The organism is Nocardia sp. NPDC051833 (genome assembly GCF_040681225.1).
In the GTDB taxonomy this organism is placed as follows: domain Bacteria; phylum Actinomycetota; class Actinomycetes; order Mycobacteriales; family Mycobacteriaceae; genus Nocardia.
Map to the genome: position 1 here is coordinate 3,715,785 of NZ_JBFAYK010000001.1, position 17,001 is coordinate 3,732,785.

Annotated in this window: 15 protein-coding genes; 6 read left to right on the plus strand and 9 right to left on the minus strand. The window is 70.1% G+C overall.

The annotated features are described in order from the left end of the window. Positions 1–41 precede the first annotated feature (41 nt). The 3 genes from AB0L91_RS16790 to AB0L91_RS16800 all read right to left on the minus strand — a co-directional run bounded on the left by AB0L91_RS16790 (position 42) and on the right by AB0L91_RS16800 (position 1,331). Positions 42–293: a hypothetical protein gene (locus tag AB0L91_RS16790; RefSeq protein WP_355271484.1), complete on the minus strand. Its 252-nt coding sequence runs from the start codon at positions 291–293 to the stop codon at positions 42–44. Position 294: 1 nt separating this feature from the next. Further along, a complete protein-coding gene (locus tag AB0L91_RS16795; protein ID WP_355271485.1) occupies positions 295–912 on the minus strand; it encodes a sigma-70 family RNA polymerase sigma factor in 618 nt (205 codons plus the stop codon). Positions 913–1,037: 125 nt separating this feature from the next. Further along, positions 1,038–1,331 carry a WhiB family transcriptional regulator gene (locus AB0L91_RS16800; RefSeq protein ID WP_022567299.1) on the minus strand — a complete coding sequence of 98 codons (294 nt, stop codon included), beginning with the start codon at positions 1,329–1,331 and terminating at the stop codon, positions 1,038–1,040. Positions 1,332–2,044: 713 nt separating this feature from the next. Between AB0L91_RS16800 and AB0L91_RS16805 the strand changes: the two genes are divergently transcribed. The 3 genes from AB0L91_RS16805 to AB0L91_RS16815 all read left to right on the plus strand — a co-directional run bounded on the left by AB0L91_RS16805 (position 2,045) and on the right by AB0L91_RS16815 (position 4,641). Then, positions 2,045–2,788 (plus strand): hypothetical protein, encoded by a 744-nt coding sequence (locus AB0L91_RS16805; RefSeq protein ID WP_365010821.1) that lies wholly within the window; start codon positions 2,045–2,047, stop codon positions 2,786–2,788. A 157-nt stretch (positions 2,789–2,945) separates the two neighbouring features. Then, a complete protein-coding gene (locus AB0L91_RS16810; protein WP_110037079.1) occupies positions 2,946–3,524 on the plus strand; it encodes a sigma-70 family RNA polymerase sigma factor in 579 nt (192 codons plus the stop codon). Between the two features lie 109 nt (positions 3,525–3,633). Beyond that, positions 3,634–4,641, plus strand: a complete 1,008-nt coding sequence (locus AB0L91_RS16815; RefSeq protein WP_365010824.1) for an anti-sigma-D factor RsdA — start codon at positions 3,634–3,636, stop codon at positions 4,639–4,641. Between the two features lie 130 nt (positions 4,642–4,771). Here AB0L91_RS16815 and AB0L91_RS16820 read toward each other — a convergent pair whose 3' ends face one another. Then, positions 4,772–5,185, minus strand: a complete 414-nt coding sequence (locus AB0L91_RS16820; protein ID WP_022567296.1) for a DUF5319 domain-containing protein — start codon at positions 5,183–5,185, stop codon at positions 4,772–4,774. Positions 5,186–5,401: 216 nt separating this feature from the next. Between AB0L91_RS16820 and guaB the strand changes: the two genes are divergently transcribed. Together guaB and AB0L91_RS16830 are read left to right on the plus strand one after the other, a co-directional pair. Continuing rightward, positions 5,402–6,946 carry an IMP dehydrogenase gene (gene guaB, locus AB0L91_RS16825; protein ID WP_355271492.1) on the plus strand — a complete coding sequence of 515 codons (1,545 nt, stop codon included), beginning with the start codon at positions 5,402–5,404 and terminating at the stop codon, positions 6,944–6,946. A gap of 110 nt (positions 6,947–7,056) precedes the next feature. Continuing rightward, positions 7,057–8,211, plus strand: a complete 1,155-nt coding sequence (locus tag AB0L91_RS16830) for a GuaB3 family IMP dehydrogenase-related protein (protein WP_355271494.1) — start codon at positions 7,057–7,059, stop codon at positions 8,209–8,211. On the opposite strand, the gene AB0L91_RS16835 is transcribed toward AB0L91_RS16830, so the two are convergent. After that, entirely contained in the window at positions 8,208–9,008 is an 801-nt protein-coding gene (locus AB0L91_RS16835) for an alpha/beta hydrolase (RefSeq protein WP_365010827.1), read from the minus strand. The genes AB0L91_RS16830 and AB0L91_RS16835 overlap by 4 nt on opposite strands. A 110-nt stretch (positions 9,009–9,118) precedes the next feature. On the opposite strand from AB0L91_RS16835, the gene guaA reads away from it, so the two are divergent. After that, the gene (gene guaA / locus AB0L91_RS16840; RefSeq protein ID WP_357346564.1) at positions 9,119–10,693 is read left to right on the plus strand and encodes a glutamine-hydrolyzing GMP synthase; all 1,575 of its coding nucleotides are present in this window, start codon (positions 9,119–9,121) and stop codon (positions 10,691–10,693) included. Between the two features lie 4 nt (positions 10,694–10,697). On the opposite strand, the gene AB0L91_RS16845 is transcribed toward guaA, so the two are convergent. From AB0L91_RS16845 to AB0L91_RS16860, 4 genes are all read right to left on the minus strand, one after another. Next, positions 10,698–10,835: a hypothetical protein gene (locus AB0L91_RS16845; protein ID WP_357346565.1), complete on the minus strand. Its 138-nt coding sequence runs from the start codon at positions 10,833–10,835 to the stop codon at positions 10,698–10,700. 74 nt (positions 10,836–10,909) lie between these two features. Further along, the gene (locus tag AB0L91_RS16850; protein WP_357346566.1) at positions 10,910–11,122 is read right to left on the minus strand and encodes a hypothetical protein; all 213 of its coding nucleotides are present in this window, start codon (positions 11,120–11,122) and stop codon (positions 10,910–10,912) included. Further along, a complete protein-coding gene (locus AB0L91_RS16855) occupies positions 11,115–13,016 on the minus strand; it encodes a PspC domain-containing protein (protein ID WP_365010831.1) in 1,902 nt (633 codons plus the stop codon). The genes AB0L91_RS16850 and AB0L91_RS16855 overlap by 8 nt, the downstream gene beginning before the upstream one ends. A 65-nt stretch (positions 13,017–13,081) precedes the next feature. After that, positions 13,082–16,918 (minus strand): NACHT and WD repeat domain-containing protein, encoded by a 3,837-nt coding sequence (locus AB0L91_RS16860; RefSeq protein WP_365010834.1) that lies wholly within the window; start codon positions 16,916–16,918, stop codon positions 13,082–13,084. Positions 16,919–17,001 lie beyond the last annotated feature (83 nt).

A 17,001-nucleotide genomic window follows, 5' to 3' on the forward strand; every position in this document is an offset into this window, starting at 1 on the left:
CCTGGACCGCGGTGCGGTTCGGGGGCCTTTCGTTTCGCGCGCTAGCTGGCTACCGGGGGCTCTTCGGCGTCGATCGCGGCCAGCAGGCGCGCACGCAGGGAGGGGGGAGGTGGGGTCGGTGTACTCGCACCGAGTTCGGCGAGAACCGTGCGGGTGCCGCGGATCTCGTGGAGGAACTCGGTACAGAGGACGGAGTCTTCGGTATCGATGATGGTCTGGATCGCGTGATGGTCTTCGTCGTCGATCAATCCGAGCGCGACGGTGTGCGCGAGATCGATCTGGGCTTCGTTCATCTCACGTCACCCCCAAACTTTTCTTCAGTCGTGTCAGTCCGTCCCGAATACGGGACTTGACGGTCGGTAGTCCGATGCCGAGGTGCTGAGCTACCTCCGCATAGGTGCGCCCGCCGTAGTAGGCGAGCGAGATCGCCTCGCGCTGCGTCTCGGTCAATGTCGAGAGCCCGCGCTGGACGGCCTGTTGTTCGAGTCTGCGTTCCACCTCCTCCGTGACCTCGTCGAATTCGTTGCCGAGCACCCGGATCCCGTAGGCGACTTCGCGCTGGGTGTGGGCTTGCTCGGCACGAACCCGGTCGACCGCTCGCCGGTGCGCCAACGTCATCAGCCAGGTCACCGCCGACCCCTTGGTGGGGTCGAAACTCGTTGCGGTGCGCCAGATCTGCAGATAGACCTCTTGCGTGGTCTCCTCCGCGTACCCCGGGTCGTGCAGGACCCGCAGGATCAGGCCGAAGACGCGCGCAGACGTCCGGTCGTACAGTTCGGCAAAGGCTTGCTGGTCGGACAGGCCGCATCGTTCCAACAGTGCAGCTAGCTCGACTCCTTCGGCCGCGCGTGCGGTAACCGCAGAATCCACGCTCGGTGGGAAGGCTTCGCTTCGGAACCCATTCTGTGTCATCGGTCACGAATGTAGCCCGCGGCTATGACCTCCCTCCGCCCGGGGGTGCCTTGTTCGGGTGCCAGCTGTTTGCTAGAGATTCGGCACGCCACGCCGGGCGGATGGGAGTTGATTTGCCGAAGTATCTAGACGGCCATACGGCGCCGGTTGCGGCGCGCGTGCATCTCGCGTTCGGTCTCCGACATCCCGCCCCAGATGCCGTACGGCTCGCTCACCTTGAGCGCGTGGGTGCGGCACTGCATCAGCACGGGGCAGGCCCGGCAGATCTCCTTGGCGCGCATCTCGCGCGCGGTGCGGGCGCGGCCACGTTCGCCGTCGGGGTGGAAGAAGACTGCGGAGTCCTGGCCGCGGCACGAGCCGCGCATCTGCCAATCCCAGACATCGGCGTTCGGGCCGGGAAGGTGAGTGGGCATGGGCATGGTGAACTCCTTGTGGTGCGAGCTCGTCAGCGTTGTCGAGCGACGTGGTGCGGCAGGTCAACGCGGCACCTCGCGCGGAGGTGGCCGGCTCGACGGTGCCTGACGGTGCCGTAGGTGGTCGCTGCAATTTCGCGCGGCGCCGACCCCGGCGATGAGCTACGTTAGGTGCACGCGGGAATTTCCGTCAATAGTTCGACGCATTGGTACCGCAAATCCGCAACGCTGAAATTTAACCTGCGCACTGTTTACATTTCATGCCCGGTCCGTCCATACTGTTCGGTTGGCTATGGCCGGGTCTCAGCGCGGTGCTCGCGGCGTACGGCATTTCCCCAGGTCGCGCCAGGCAGAGCCGGTTTCGGCCGGCAGAGCCGCCGGTCGGGCGGGTGTTGCGGGTCACAACGGGGGTCGTCCGTGGACGGGGTGCAGATGGCGTAATCGGGGCGCCGAGGTTAATTGCGCGAAACGCATGTGAATTCGAAACTTTGCGGTAGTGGAGTCGGCGGGCGGAGATTTACCTGATGGCAACATGCACCGCCGATGGAAAAGCTGATCGGTAGCTGTGCCGGGGCCGTGGTGACATATCACGAGAACGGCCCGGCGCCCGTGGCGGCTACAGTCTCGGCGTGCAGACAACGGCTTCACCCGCGGATATCGGTTCCGAAATACTCGTTTCGACTGCTTTCGGTCCCACCCCCGGCACTGCCGCTGCGGAGTTGCCGACGCCGGCAACCCCCCTGGACAGGTGGTATCGCGCGGTCGCGCTCGGGGCGCAGGGGCGCTACGCCGCCGCCAGGGCGGACCTGTCGACGCTGTCCCGCGCGCGGATCGATCCGGCGCTGCGCTCGCGCGTCGAGAGCACCCGCGGCTCGCTGCTGCGCCAGCTCGGCGGGCACGCCGCGGCCGCGGCTTTCGACGGCCGCGCGGCGACGCTCGCCCTCGGCGCCGCCGGAGCCGACCGCGCCGAGGCGCTGGCCGACGCCTACACCGGCCTGGCCGCCGACGCCCTCGGCATCGGCAGGCTCGCTCTGGCGCGCAGGCTGCTCGGCCGGGTGGAACCGCTGCTGGCCGACGCGCCCGCCCGCTGCGCGGTGCGCTGGCACTGGGTGCGCGCGGAGACCGCGCTCGCCGGTGGCATGGCCGCGCCGGCGCTGCGCGACGCCGAGACCGCGGTGGCACTGGCCGCCGCGCTGCCGTCGGTCCGGCACCGGGTGAAATCGGCACTGCTCGTCGCCGCCGCGACCGCCGCCGCGGGCGACCCGGCGGGCTCGGCGCTGCGGGCCCGCGCGGTCGACGCCGACTGCGCCGAACACGGTCTGCTGCCACTGCGCTGGGCCACCGCGATGCTGCGCGCCGGGGTGTGCGACCAGCCCGAAGCTCGGGTCGCCGCGGCCGAAGCCGCAGATCATGCGGCCCGGATCCGCGGGTGGGGCGGGGATTTCACCCTGCCGTCCTCGTGACCCGCTCCCGGTGATCTTCCTGAGAGGTCTCATAGAAGGGACCAGGCCCGCTGGCGGGTGATCAACGGGTCGCTATTGTTAGTTCCGTTCCGCCCCTTCGGTGGAAGCTCGGTCACATTGGACCGCGCCACTCGTAACGCCAGGAAAATCTCTGACGATGACGCATATGGGCGAAGAGTTGGACCTCGCCGTCGCTGCGGCTGCGCAGGGCGACAGGACTGCTTTAGCTCAGGTACTGGAACTGATCCGACCGCTGGTAGTCCGCTACTGCCGGGCCAGGATCGGTGCCGCGGAGCGCGGGCAGCTCTCCGCGGATGATGTTGCGCAAGAGGTCTGTTTGGCTGTGATGACCGCCCTGCCCCGCTATCAGGATCAGGGTCGGCCCTTCATGGCCTTCGTTTACGGAATCGCTTCGCACAAGGTCGCCGACGCCCATCGCAACGCCGCCCGTAACAAGGCGGAGGCGATGGCCGAAGTACCAGATGTCATATCCACCGACCAGGGACCGGAGCAGCGAGCTCTCGACTCGGAGACGAGCAGGCAGATGAACACTCTGCTGGCCACGCTCCCCGAGAAACATCGGGAAATCCTGATCCTGCGCTTGGTCATGGGTCTGTCAGCAGAGGAAACCGCAGTCGCCGTGGGCAGCACGGCGGGGGCGATACGAGTAGCCCAGCACAGGGCACTCGCGAAACTGAAGTCACAAGTGGCGAGGGCAGGTGAAATGTATGGCTAGGGATGGCGAGCGCGGTCGAGGCGACCGGAAGGTTTGGCGTGGGTCGCACGACAGCGGTCCCTACGCCGCCGAGGATGCCGGTGATTCCGGCCCGGTCGACATTGCGGCGGTGCGCAGCGACGATGCGCTGATCGACGCGATCGCGAGCGACGGCCCGGTGCGTACCGACAGCCCCGAGGAGTTCCAGCTGGCGTCGTTGCTCGCGGATTGGCGAGCTGACCTGCTGGCCGAGCCGATGCCCGCGGGTCCTGATCTGGACACCGTGTTCGCGGCGGTCAACCAGGAGATCGGCGCGCGGCAGGTTCGAGTCGGAGCTTCCTCGCGCGGACGTCTACGGCTGGTACGCCCCCTTCTCGGCGCGGCCGCGGCACTGGCCGTGGTCTTCGGCGGTATCACAGCGTTCTCCTACAGCGCGGCACCCGGCGATCCGCTGTGGCGCGTCAAGGAGGTCGTGTTCAGCGAACAGGCGCAGTCGACCGTCGTGGCACGTGCCGACGACGATCTGGTCGCCGCGCAGAACCTGCTCGAATCCGGTAATCCGGAGCAGGCGCGGGCCCGGCTGGAACAGGCTTCGGCCACCGCGAGCCAGGTCAACGACCAGGGCAAGCGGGAGGATCTGGTCGCCCGCTGGAACCTGCTGCGTGACGAGCTGGCCAAGCGCGCACCGGAGATCGCCGCCCAGCTGGCACCGGTGGCGCCCACCTCGCCCGGACAGACCAAGCCGACCTCGCCGTCGCCCGCCTCGCCGACGACCAACCCGGGCAGCACCGCTCCGGTGGCGCCGACCGGTCCCGGTGGGACCACCGATCCGTCGTCCGAGCCGCCGGTGATCATGCAGACGCCGGGTCCCGGTTCGGAGACCAAGCCGGTCGTTCCGCCGGTCACCACCGAGCCCACCGAACCCACGGTGCCGCCGGTGACCACGGTGCCGACCACGCCGCCCCCGGTGACGGTCGACCCGACGACGCCGCAGACGACCATCGCCGTGCCGCCGCCGGTCACCGTGCCGACGGTGGTTCCGACGTCGGCACCCGCGCCGCCGACGGTGCCGCCGACCCTGCAGACGCCACCCGCCTTGACGATCCTGCCCGCACCGCCCGCCGTGCCGTCATCCTGATCGTCTCGTTCCACGACGAAGGCCCCGAACCTGAGGTTCGGGGCCTTCGTCGTTGTGTTCGCGGATGCCGTGCGGCATCGTCCCCCGCGCACGCGTGACCGGAGCGGGGGAGCGACGCCGCGCGGGCGGCTCAGTTGTCGAAGCCGTCGAATCCGTCGCCGTGGAACGCCTCGTTCATCGAGGCATCCGCGTAGCCGCGGCAGTAGTCCCAGGTGACGTACGCCTCGGGCGTCGGGTCGTAGGCGGGCTCGTGCGGACGGACGGTGCCGTCGACGAGTAGCTGGAGCAGGTTCGCCCGCAGCATGTCCCAGTCGTGGTAGTGATCTTGCCGACAATCCTCGCAGCTGACGACGAGCCCGCGGATGCCGCGATGGGCCAGCAGGGCTTCGTAGACGGCGAGGTCGGCGAGATCTTCCTCGACCGCGAGGCGCTCATGAGGATCCAGCGGCTCACCGGGCTCGATCGCATCGAGCGCGGCAGACGGGTCGGAGGGGTCTCCGGCGAAGGGATCCGGCGGCAGGCCAGGTGGTAGATGGTCACGCACATCCCCACGGTACGCAGTACTTGGTGGTCTGCGCCAGCGATGCACCGGGCAAGTTTGCCGCGGGGCTCACTTCACAGGCGTGTTCGCCCGCCGGATACCATGGAATGCAGGCGTCGGCGAGCTTGTTCTCACCGACCATCAATCATTTCCGCTCAGCACCGTCGCGCTGCATCTTCGGCGTCGGTTGCTACCGACGACCAGGAGGGGTCGATCCGAATGAGTAATCCCGTGTCGGGCGAACGAATCGCGGTGCGCCCTCCTACGGGTGGCGACGATCCGACCAAGATCGCCATGCTCGGCCTCACGTTCGACGACGTGCTGTTGCTGCCTGCCGCCTCGGATCTCATCCCCAGTTCCGTCGAGACCTCCAGCAGGCTCACCAGGGAGATCACCCTGCGCACCCCGCTGGTGAGTTCGGCCATGGACACCGTCACCGAGGCCCGCATGGCCATCGCGATGGCGCGGGCCGGCGGTATGGGCGTGCTGCACCGCAACCTGTCGGCCGCCGATCAGGCCGCTCAGGTGGAGACGGTGAAGCGCTCGGAGGCGGGCATGGTGACCGATCCGGTCACCTGTCGTCCCACCGACACCCTGGCCGAGGTCGACGCCATGTGCGCCCGGTTCCGCATCTCGGGCCTGCCCGTGGTGGACGAGACCGGCGCGCTGGTGGGCATCATCACCAACCGGGACATGCGCTTCGAGGTCGATCAGGAGCGTCGCGTCGACGAGGTGATGACCAAGGCGCCGCTGATCACCGCCCAGGAGGGCGTCACCGCCGAGGCCGCGCTTGGCCTGCTGCGCCGCCACAAGATCGAGAAGCTGCCGATCGTCGACGGCAACGGCCGCCTGCGCGGTCTGATCACGGTCAAGGACTTCGTCAAGACCGATCAGTACCCCAACGCCACCAAGGACCGCGACGGCCGCCTGCTGGTCGGCGCCGCGATCGGCGTCGGCGAGGACTCCTGGTCGCGCGCGATGACGCTGGCCGACGCCCAGGTCGACGTGCTGATCGTCGACACCGCGCACGGCCACCAGTCGCAGGTGCTGCAGATGGTCGCCAAGGTCAAGGCCGAGGTGGGCGACCGCATCCAGATCGTCGGCGGCAACGTCGCGACCAGGGCCGGTGCCGCCGCGCTCGTCGAGGCGGGCGTGGACGCGGTGAAGGTGGGTGTCGGCCCCGGCTCCATCTGCACCACCCGCGTGGTCGCCGGTGTCGGCGCGCCGCAGATCACCGCGATCCTCGAGGCCGTTGCCGCGTGCAAGGCCGCCGGCGTCCCGGTGATCGCCGACGGTGGCGTGCAGTACTCCGGTGACGTCGCCAAGGCCATCGCGGCAGGCGCCTCCACCGTGATGCTCGGCTCGCTGCTCGCCGGCACCGCCGAGGCCCCCGGTGACCTGATCCTGGTCAACGGCAAGCAGTTCAAGAGCTACCGCGGCATGGGCTCGCTCGGCGCCATGCAGGGCCGCGGCCAGGCCAAGTCGTACTCCAAGGACCGCTACTTCCAGGACGACGTGCTCGCCGAGGACAAGCTGGTCCCCGAGGGCATCGAGGGACGCGTGCCGTTCCGCGGCCCGGTCAACCAGGTGATCCACCAGCTCGTCGGCGGCCTGCGCGCGGCCATGGGCTACACGGGCTCGCAGAACATCGAGCACCTGCAGAACGCGCAGTTCGTGCAGATCACCGCGGCGGGCCTCAAGGAGAGCCACCCGCACGACATCACCATGACCGTCGAGGCCCCGAACTACACCGGGCGCGGCTGAGTACAATAGATGCGTTTGTGCGCCGGGAGGTACGCTCCCGGCGCACAGCCATGCGGTCGTCCTGACCGCGACAACGCGCGCACACGCGCGCCCGAACACAGGGAGCAACTGTGCGCGACATGGTGGAAATCGGAATGGGCAGGGTCGCTCGGCGGACCTATGAGCTCGACGACGTGGACATCGTCCCCTCGCGGCGGACCCGGTCGTCCAAGCAGGTCTCGCTGGCCTGGCAGCTCGACGCCTACCGGTTCGAGATCCCGGTGCTCTCGCACCCCACCGACGCGCTGGTCTCCCCGGAGTTCGCGATCGAGCTGGGTCGCCTCGGCGGCCTCGGTGTGATCAACGGTGAGGGCCTGTGGGCCCGGCACGCCGACGTCCAGGACAAGATCGACCAGCTGATCGATCTCGTCGACAAGGGGGGTTACGAACGCGCGATCTCCCTGCTGCAGGAATTACACGCCGCGCCGATGCAGCCCGACCTGCTCGCGGCCGCGGTCGCGCAGGTGCGCGCGGCGGGCGTGACCACCGCGGTGCGGGTCAGCCCGCAGAACGCGCGGGCGCTGACCCCGGCGCTGGTGCAGGCCGGGGTCGACCTGCTGGTGGTGCAGGGCACCATCATCTCCGCCGAGCACGTCGGCGACGGTGAGCCGCTGAACCTGAAGACCTTCATCGCCGAGCTGGACGTTCCGGTCGTCGCCGGTGGCGTGAGCGACCACCGCACCGCGCTGCACCTGATGCGCACCGGCGCCGCGGGCGTCATCGTCGGCTACGGCTCCTACCCGGGCGCCACCACCACCGGCGAGGTGCTCGGCATCGGCGTGCCGATGGCGACCGCGATCGCCGACGCCGCCGCGGCCCGCCGCGACTACCTCGACGAGACCGGCGGCCGCTACGTGCACGTCATCGCCGACGGTGACGTCGCCACCTCCGGCCAGCTCGCCAAGGCCATCGCCTGCGGCGCCGACGCCGTGATGCTCGGTGTGCCGCTGTCGGTGTCGGCCGAGGCGCCTGGCCGCGGCTGGTACTGGCCCTCGGCGACCGCGCATCCCTCGGTGCCGCGCGGTTCGTTCCTGCCGGTCGACGAGTCCTGGCTGGACGGCGCCGACGGCACGGTGACCCGCCCGAACCTCGAGCGCGTCCTCTACGGCCCCTCCGACGACCCGTTCGGCTCGCTGAACCTGGTCGGTGGCCTGCGCCGCTCGATGGCCAAGGCCGGCTACTCCGACCTCAAGGAATTCCAGAAGGTCGGGCTCAGCGTCCGCTAACGCACGTGGGTCAGCGCGACCCGCTCGCGCAGGAACCGCGCGATCGCCGCGTTGACCGGTTCCGGGTGGGTCATCGTGACGGCCAGGCGGGCGCCATCGATCTCCAGGAAGGTGGAGGCGGTGAGCCCGTCGGCCAGCGTGCGGGCGCGTTCGCCCGCGATGCCGCTGTGGGTGGCGTGGATGATCAGCGCGGGGCAGGTGATCTCGCGCAGCCGGTCCAGCACCGAGTCGCGCCCGAGCAGGCAGCCGACGGCGGCGTCGAGGCCGTGGTGCGCGTCGCAGACCCAGCGTTTGGTCCAGACGTCGCGGTGCCAGGCGTCGTCGCCGATCAGCCAGTCGGCGAGGCGGTCGGCGGCTTCCGCGCGTGACCCCTTGTCGTGCCATTCGTCGAGGAAGCGCTGGGTCGCGGTGGACTGCTCCCTGGTCGGCCCGTGCGCCTCGGTGCTGATGAGGATGAGCGCGGCGACCCGCTCCGGGGCGACCAGCGCGGTCCGCAAGGCCGTGAAGCCCCCTTGCGCGGTGCCGCCGACCACGGCGCGTTCGGCGCCGATGTCGTCGAGGACGGTCAGCGCGTCGCGCGCGGCGGTCCAGTACGTGAACGGCAACCGCTGATCCTTGGTGCGGCCGTGCCCGCGGGCGTCCCAGGCGACGATCCGGAACTCGGGTGCCAGGCTGGCCTGCTGTGAGGCGAACATCGTGCGGTCCATGAAGAATTCGTGGGCGAGCAACACCACCGGCCCCGTGCCACCGCTGTCCTCGTAGTAGATGTCGGCATCGATCGCGCGGGCGAATGGCACGAGGACGAGGATAGCCAGGTCGACCGGGTATTGCGCAATGTTCTCCCAACGCGTGTGCGTGCACCGATGCCCGCTGCTCGGCCGTCGTGCGCCGTCACTAAACTGTCCCGGTGGCAGAAACTCAGAGACCGGTCCTCGTCGTCGACTTCGGCGCACAGTACGCCCAGCTGATCGCTCGCCGGGTGCGCGAGTCGCGCGTGTTCTCCGAGGTGATTCCACACACCATGACGGTGGAGGAGATCGCCGAGAAGCGGCCGCTGGCGGTCATCCTGTCCGGTGGCCCGTCCAGCGTGTACGCCGAGGGCGCCCCGCAGCTCGACGCGCGGCTGTTCGACCTGGACGTGCCGGTGTTCGGCATCTGCTACGGCTTCCAGGCGATGGCGCAGGCGCTCGGCGGCACGGTGGCCCACACCGGCACCCGCGAGTACGGCCGCACCGAGCTCAACATCGACGGCGGTGTGCTGCACGGCGGCCTGCCGACCATCCAGCCGGTGTGGATGAGCCACGGTGACGCCGTGACCGACGCCCCCGAGGGCTTCGAGGTCACCGGCACCACCGCGGGCGCGCCCGTCGCCGCGTTCGAGGATCGCGCCCGTCGCCTGGCCGGTGTCCAGTACCACCCCGAGGTGCTGCACTCGCCGCACGGTCAGCAGGTGCTGAGCCGCTTCCTGCACGAGCTGGCCGGCATCCCCGCGCAGTGGACCCCGGCCAATATCGCCGAGGCGCTGATCGAGGACGTGCGCGCGCAGATCGGTGACGGCCACGCCATCTGCGGTCTGTCCGGTGGTGTCGACTCCGCCGTCGCCGCCGCGCTGGTGCAGCGCGCGATCGGTGACCGCCTCACCTGTGTGTTCGTCGACCACGGGCTGCTGCGGGCGGGCGAGCGCGAGCAGGTGCAGCAGGACTTCGTCGCCGCGACCGGCGCCAAGCTGGTGACCGTCGACGCGGTCGACAAGTTCCTCGGTGAGCTGAAGGGCGTCTCCGATCCCGAGGAGAAGCGCAAGATCATCGGCCGCGAGTTCATCCGCTCCTTCGAGGACGCGGTCGCCGGCATCGTGCTCGAGGAGGGCGCCGCCGCCGGTGCCGCCCCGAAGGTCGAGTTCCTGGTGCAGGGCACGCTCTACCCGGACGTCGTCGAGTCCGGCGGCGGCACCGGCACCGCGAACATCAAGAGCCACCACAATGTCGGCGGCCTGCCCGACGACCTCGAGTTCGACCTGGTCGAGCCGCTACGCCTGCTGTTCAAGGACGAGGTCCGCGCGGTCGGTCGCGAGCTGGGCCTGCCCGAGGAGATCGTCGCCCGCCAGCCGTTCCCCGGTCCCGGCCTGGCGATCCGCATCGTCGGCGAGGTGACCGCCGACCGGCTCGACCTGCTCCGCCAGGCCGACGCCATCGCCCGCGAGGAACTCACCGCCGCCGGCCTGGACAAGCAGATCTGGCAGTGCCCGGTCGTGCTGCTGGCCGACGTGCGCTCGGTCGGTGTGCAGGGCGACGGCCGCACCTACGGTCACCCGATCGTGCTGCGCCCGGTGTCGAGCGAGGACGCGATGACCGCGGACTGGACCCGCCTGCCCTACGACGTGCTGGAGCGCATCTCCACCCGCATCACCAACGAGGTGGCCGACGTCAACCGCGTGGTGCTCGATGTGACGAGCAAGCCGCCGGGCACCATCGAATGGGAGTGACGAGCTAGGCCGGTCGCTGTGGCGGCGTCACCTGCGTGAGCAGCAGTCTGCCGAGCAGGAAGCCGCCGGGCGGCCGGTGGGCGGTCGGCGGCAGCGTCTTCGCCAGCGGAGTGGGCTGCCGGTCTACTCGGGATTCGTCCATTGCCGTTGTCCTCCAACAACAATGGCCCGTCACGGTGACGGGCCATTGTCGTGTCTCGGGTCGGTGTGCTTTCGTCAGTGCCGCTTGCGGCGCGGGGAGATCGTCAGCAGCAGGCCGATGACGATCGCCGCGATCACCACGCCCCAGCCGATCGGCAGGATGCCGCCGTTGTCGGGGGTCGGTGCGCCGAGCAGCGCCCAGACGCTCAGGGCCAGGGCGATCAGGCCCGTGCTGAGCAGGGAGAACGCCGGTCGGCGTCGGGTTTCGGTGCTGGTCGGATCAGCCACGGGTCACCTCCACGTCACCCAGGTGCATCTTGATGTGCAGGTCGAGGACCGGGGCGCCCGGGGTCTGCGGCCCGCTCAGGCCTTCGACGCAGGTCGCGTCGGCCACCCGGATGTCACATGTCGTGTTCACTGTCATCCCTTCGGGCAGGTGCACTTTCGCGTCGCCGATGTTCACCGCGACCTCGACGCTGCGGGACTCGGTGAGGTTCAGGCCACGCAGATCCAGCGTGCCCGAACCGATGTCGAGGGCGTAGCGCGGCTGCAATTCGGTCACCGAGGTCGGTGCCCAGACGCGTTCGCCGATGGCGCCGTTGTTCTCGAAGTCGATCGGCCCGATCAGCGAGGCCAGCAGCACGAACCCGGCCAGCGGCGCGGTCAGTACCAGCAGCCCGTAGCCGCGCCGCAGGAACGCGCCCGCGATCAGCCCGAGTCCGACCACCGCGAGCGCGAACGCCGCGATCCGCGCCGGTGTCATCCATTCGACGCCGCTGGCCGCCGCCGCGCCGGCCAGCGCGGCCGCCAGGATCGCCAGCCCGATGGTGATCGGGGTGAGCCGCGACCGCGGTCGCTTCGGCGGCGGTGGCGGCACCTGCACGGCGTAGCGCGGCGCCGCCTCGGGCAGTTCCCAGGCCAGCGGTGCGATGCCGAGCGGATCGATGCCGCTGGGTACCTGCGCGCCGGTGCGCGGGAAACCCGGTGTGGGGGAGGGCAGGTCCTTGCTGAGGACGGCGGTCGCGCCGAGGGCGTGGTCCTGGATCGGCTCGGGGGTCGTCACCTCGGGCGATCCGTCGCGCTTGTCGAGATCGATCGTCATCGTGGGATCGCTCGAGTCCACGGGGATCAGATCGGTCGCCGTGGCGCGCGGTGCGTCCGCGTCGGCCTCGCGGTCGGATGCCGCAGTGCGCGGTGCGTCCGCGTCGGCCTCGAGGTCGGGCGACGCGGTGTCCGAGTCAGCGGGAGGCGCCGGGGTGGCGTCGTCGGCCGGGATGGTCGAGGCGTCGTCCACCACGATGGCGGCGGCGGATTCGTCTGTCACGACCGCGTCGACGATGTCGGCCGAATCGGTCGAGGTCGATGGAGCCTCGGCTTTCATCGTCGCCGAGCTCGACTCGGGCGCGATGGCCGCCGAGCCTGATTCGGGTGCGGTGGCCGCCGTGGCGTCTGCCGGCGGTTCGGTGGTGGTCGCCGGGGCCACGTCCTTGTGCAGGACGATCGTGTCGGTGGCGTCGACGCGCAGCAGCGGCGTGGACTCGGCCGTGTCGGCGCGGGTTTCCGCGCGGGGCGGCACGGTCGCGGCCGGATCGGGGACGTAGGCGTCCGGCAGTTTCGTGTAGGGCGTGTACATGCCGGTCGGCGGCACGTCCGGGATGTAGGGGTAGCCGCGGACCGGCACGCCGGTCGGATAACCCGCGGCGGGATAGCCCGCCGTGCCCAGTGATTCGGCCCGAACGGTGTCGAAACCGGTGGGCAGCTCGGGATGCCGGATGTAGAGCATCCACCAGCCCGCCAGCATCAGCCCCATGCTGACCACCCCGGAGCCGCCCATCCCGAGCCCCACCGGACCCATGGTCGACACCGCGATCGCCAGCGCGACGATCAACACGATCGTCTTGGTCTGCGAATGCGTGCCGCGCGCGTGATCGGTCAGCGCCTCGGCCGCCGACGCCTCGTTCCCCGCGGAACTCAGCACCAGCCACGCGAGCAGGTACAGCACGATGCCGGCGCCACCGAAGATCGTCGACACCACGAACGCCACCCGCAACAACACCGGATCGACGCCGTACCGCAGCCCGAACCCGGCCGCGACGCCGGCGATCGGCCCCTGCCGCGGCAGCCGGACGGGCCGCGTATGCCACATCTGCTGGATCTGGTCACCGAAGCTCGTTCTGCTCATGTCCTCCATGGTGTGCTCGACCAGCCCTTTCGCACATCGGGGTGAACCCTGAGGTTTGCCCGGGTTCAGGAGCAAGGTGGGGTGTAAGGGACATTGGGGAGCTGGCGTTTCCAGACCTGTTCGGTGAGGATGTCGCCGGTAGCGGCACAGATCCGGTCGGCTACCCGCTCCGGGACGAGGTCCCACATCCCGAACTGGCCGCTGTCGGTGACGACGGCGAGATGGCCGCCGTCCGGGTGCAGGGTGGAGAGGCGATTGCGCACATCGTTCCGTCCGATCGGCCCGCTGATGAGACGCGGGGCCCGGGGATCACCGATGTCCCACAGCTCGGTGGTGCGGTCGCTGCCCGTGATGGCCAAAGTGTGGTCGGACGCGGTCGACAGCGAGATGATCGGGGTGCTCTCGGTGCGGATCGGTGCGGTGAGCCGTTCGGGTTCGGTCTCGGTTCGCCACACCTCGAAGGAATCGGAACCGGCGACGACGGCGGTTTGGTCGTCGGGCAGCTCGGACAGTTTGAACAGGGCGGTCTGCCCGTCGGGTTCGGTTGTTCCCATCAGAATCGGGCGGTGCGGGTCGACGATGTCCCATATTTGGGTCGCATAGGGCATCTCGGTGACTTGCTGGTCGTAGACGATCACCTCGAGGCGTGTGCCGTCAGCCGACAGCGCGTTGACGAACACCTGGTCGGCGCCCTCGGTCGGGAGAATCGGTGTCCCGCCCCGGACCGGTGCCAGCCGATCGCTGACATCCCATATCCGGACCTCGTGCGAATCCGCGGTCACCATGCGCCCCGCTCGAACCTCTGATTGGACGACGTGGCCGGTGGGCCAGCCGGCCAGTGGCCGCGGCCGCTGGGAATCCGCCAGATCGAAGACGAGTCGGTGGCCGGAGGGCTGGTCCTGGATCGACAGCGTGCGACCGTCGGGGCTGAGCTCCGGGCCGAAGCGATTCGGCCCGCCGGGAACGGTCGACAGCCGGATCGGGTGCGCGGGATCGGTGGTATCCCACACGGCCATGGCACCGGCCAGGTCCGCGATCACCATCCGGTTCCCGGCTTTGTCGAAGACAGGCGACAGTGGCGAGCCGGGCGAGACGTCCACCAGCGACGACGGCAGCGTCCACACGGTCAGGGCGCCGTCCCTGCCCGCCCCGGCCAGCACTGGTTTGCCGGACAGGAAGGTCAGCGACCGCAGCCCGGTGGCGCACAGTGATGCCGGGCCCCGGTCGCACGATCCCGGGCTGGTCGACAGCATCGGCGCCGCCTGCACCGGGTGGTCCGGGTCGGTGATGTTCCACAGCCGCCCCGCGTTCGCCGAACTGGTGACGAGAACGGTTCCGGCATCGTTGAAGTCGATCGAACCGAGCGTGCTGTCGTCGGTGTGGATGGCGCCGAGTCGGCGTGGCTCGGCACCCGCTGTTCGCCAGAGGTCGACCCGACCTGTTCGCGCCGGGTTCGTCTCCGTCGGTCCGTAGACGGCGACCGCCAGGTCGACGCCGTTCGGGCTGAACGCGAAGTCGCTCAGGTAGGCATCGGGCGCGGTCGATATCGGTGATCCGACCGGGCGGGGGGTGCGGGGGTCGCGGATGTCCCAGAGCTGGATGCTGTCCGCGACACCGGCGTCGTGGACGACCCGTCCCACCGCGAGCAGCGTGCCGTCCGGGCTGAACTCGACGAGGTGTGCCTGTGCGCGCGCCTCGGGCAGGGCGACCCTGGCGGCGCGCGTCGGGTCGGCGCGGTCGCCGATCCGCCAGAGCGTGAACGAACTCGCACCGGCTTCGGCGAGCAGCGTGCCGTCCGGCGCCGCGGCGATCGAGTTCCGCTTCTCGGTTCCGAGGCTGTGCCGGAGCCGTGGGGATTCCGGGCCGGTCAGATCCCACAGCTGCAGACCGGCCGGGCCGTCGGTGACCACGTCGGTGCTGCGCGGCACGAAGATCAGCCGGTCGACCGGAACACCGAATTCCGCGCTGATCTTTCGCGGCCGGGCGGAATCGGTGGTGTCCCAGAGCAGCACCTTCCCGTCGTAGTCGAGTGAGGCGAGCATGCCGTCGCTCGAGCGCGCCACGAGTGCGTTGATATCGGTTGCGTGGCCTGGCACGGAGGTGGCCAGCGGCAATTCCTGGGTGGTCAGCAGCTGCGCACGGGTCGACGGGTCGGGCCGCATCCGGTAGGCGGCCAGGGACAACTGCGCCGACAGCGACGGGTCACTCGCTCTGGTCCGCTGCGCCGCGGCGACCAGTTCCGCGTAGTCCCGGTCCGCGGTGCGCTGGTCGGCGAGCTTGCCACGGTCCCAGGCGACGACACCGGTGCCGAGGAGGGCGACGACGACCATGGCGGCGCCGATGCGCCAGCGCTTGCCGAGGCGGGCGGAGCGGCGTGCGGCGTCGAGGAAGGCGCGGGAGCGGGGGCTGGTGGTGCCGTTGGCATGCTCGGTGGCGCTGTCGAGGCGGGTGCCGCGGTAGAGCAGGGCGGGATCGTCGGTGGTCTCCCATTCGGCGGCGTCGGTTTCCAGGCGTTGGCGGACGAGGTGGCCGACGCGGTCGGTGGCGATCCAGCCGCGCAGGCGGGGCCAGGCGGTGAGGACGATCTCGTGGGTGAACTGGACCGAGTCGGCGTCGAGGGCGACGAGCCTGCTGGCGGCCAGGACTTCCAGTGCCTCCGCCGTGGCCTCGGGGTCGGTACCGCGGGAGAGCAATTCGCCGCGGGCGGCGGTGCGGCGGGTATCGCGCGCGTCCTGCCCGACGGTGACCAGTGCGCCGAGCAGGTCCTGGGCGGCCTCCTGCTGGACCGGGGTCAGCTCGCTCCACGCCAGTTCGGCGGTCTCGGCCACCGAGCCGGCCACCCCGCCCGCTGTGCGATACCCGGCGACGGTGAGTTTGCGCCCTTCGCGCTGCTGCCAGGTCGCGGCCATCACGTGGGAGAGCAGCGGCAGCGAGCCGGGATCGTAGGCGTCGGTGTCGGCGTGCGCGCCCAGGCCGCGCAGTTCGGTGAGAACCAGCTCTTCCAGGCCCTGCTCGAGGGCGAGCCCGGCAGCGGTCGCGGGCCCGGTGATGGCCCGCGACACCTCGTCCATCGACATCGGGCCGAGCAGATAGTTGTTGCGCCGCAGGCTGTCCCGCAGCACGGGGTGGTGCAGGCAGCGTTCGTAGAAGTCGGCCCGCAGGGCGAGCACGACCGTGAGCGGGGCGGCGGCGCGGGTGGTCAGGTCGGCGAGCGCGGTGAGGAAGGACGTGCGTTCGGCCTCGTCGGGACACAGGGTGAACAGTTCCTCGAACTGGTCGACGACCAGAACGCGCGGCTCGTCGGTGTCGACGGCGGCGAGCGCGGTCATCGGCGCGGCACCCGGGGTGATGGTGGCCGATGGCAGGTCGAGGGCGGGGCGCAGGCCCGCGGCGAGCAGCGAGGACTTGCCCGCGCCGGAGGCGCCGATCAGCACGACGATGCCGGTGGCGGCGCGGACCAGGTCGACGAATTCGGTGGTGGCCTGTTCGCGGCCGAAGAACAGGGCGCGCTCGTCGGCGCGGAAGGCGCGCAGGCCGGGGTAGGGGCAGGTGTCGCCGTCGGTGGCGGTGGCCGTCCAGGTCACCGATTCCTGCCAGAGGCGGCGCCATTCGTGCGGGTCGGCGAGGCGGCGGGGGAGGTCACGCTGGGCCTTCTCGGTCAGCTCGACCAGCGTCAGGATCACCGGCAGCAGCGATTCGAAGCGGGCGGGCACGTTGCGCCCGGCCTTCCAGTCGCTGATCCGCTGGGCCGACGGCGTGCCCGACTGGGTGTTGCGCATGCGCCGTTCGGTGGCGGTGGCGACGCGGCGCAAGGTCGGATTGCCCGCCGCGGCATAGAGTTCGGCGAATCGCCGCGCGAAAACCGCACGCGGCGATGAGAACTCCGTCTCGTCGATGGTCAAAGAACCCCCCGTTCGGTGAAAACGACCGAGGGGAATGATATTTGGTGCATCGGGACCCGGCGCGGCGCCGGGTCCCGATCCGG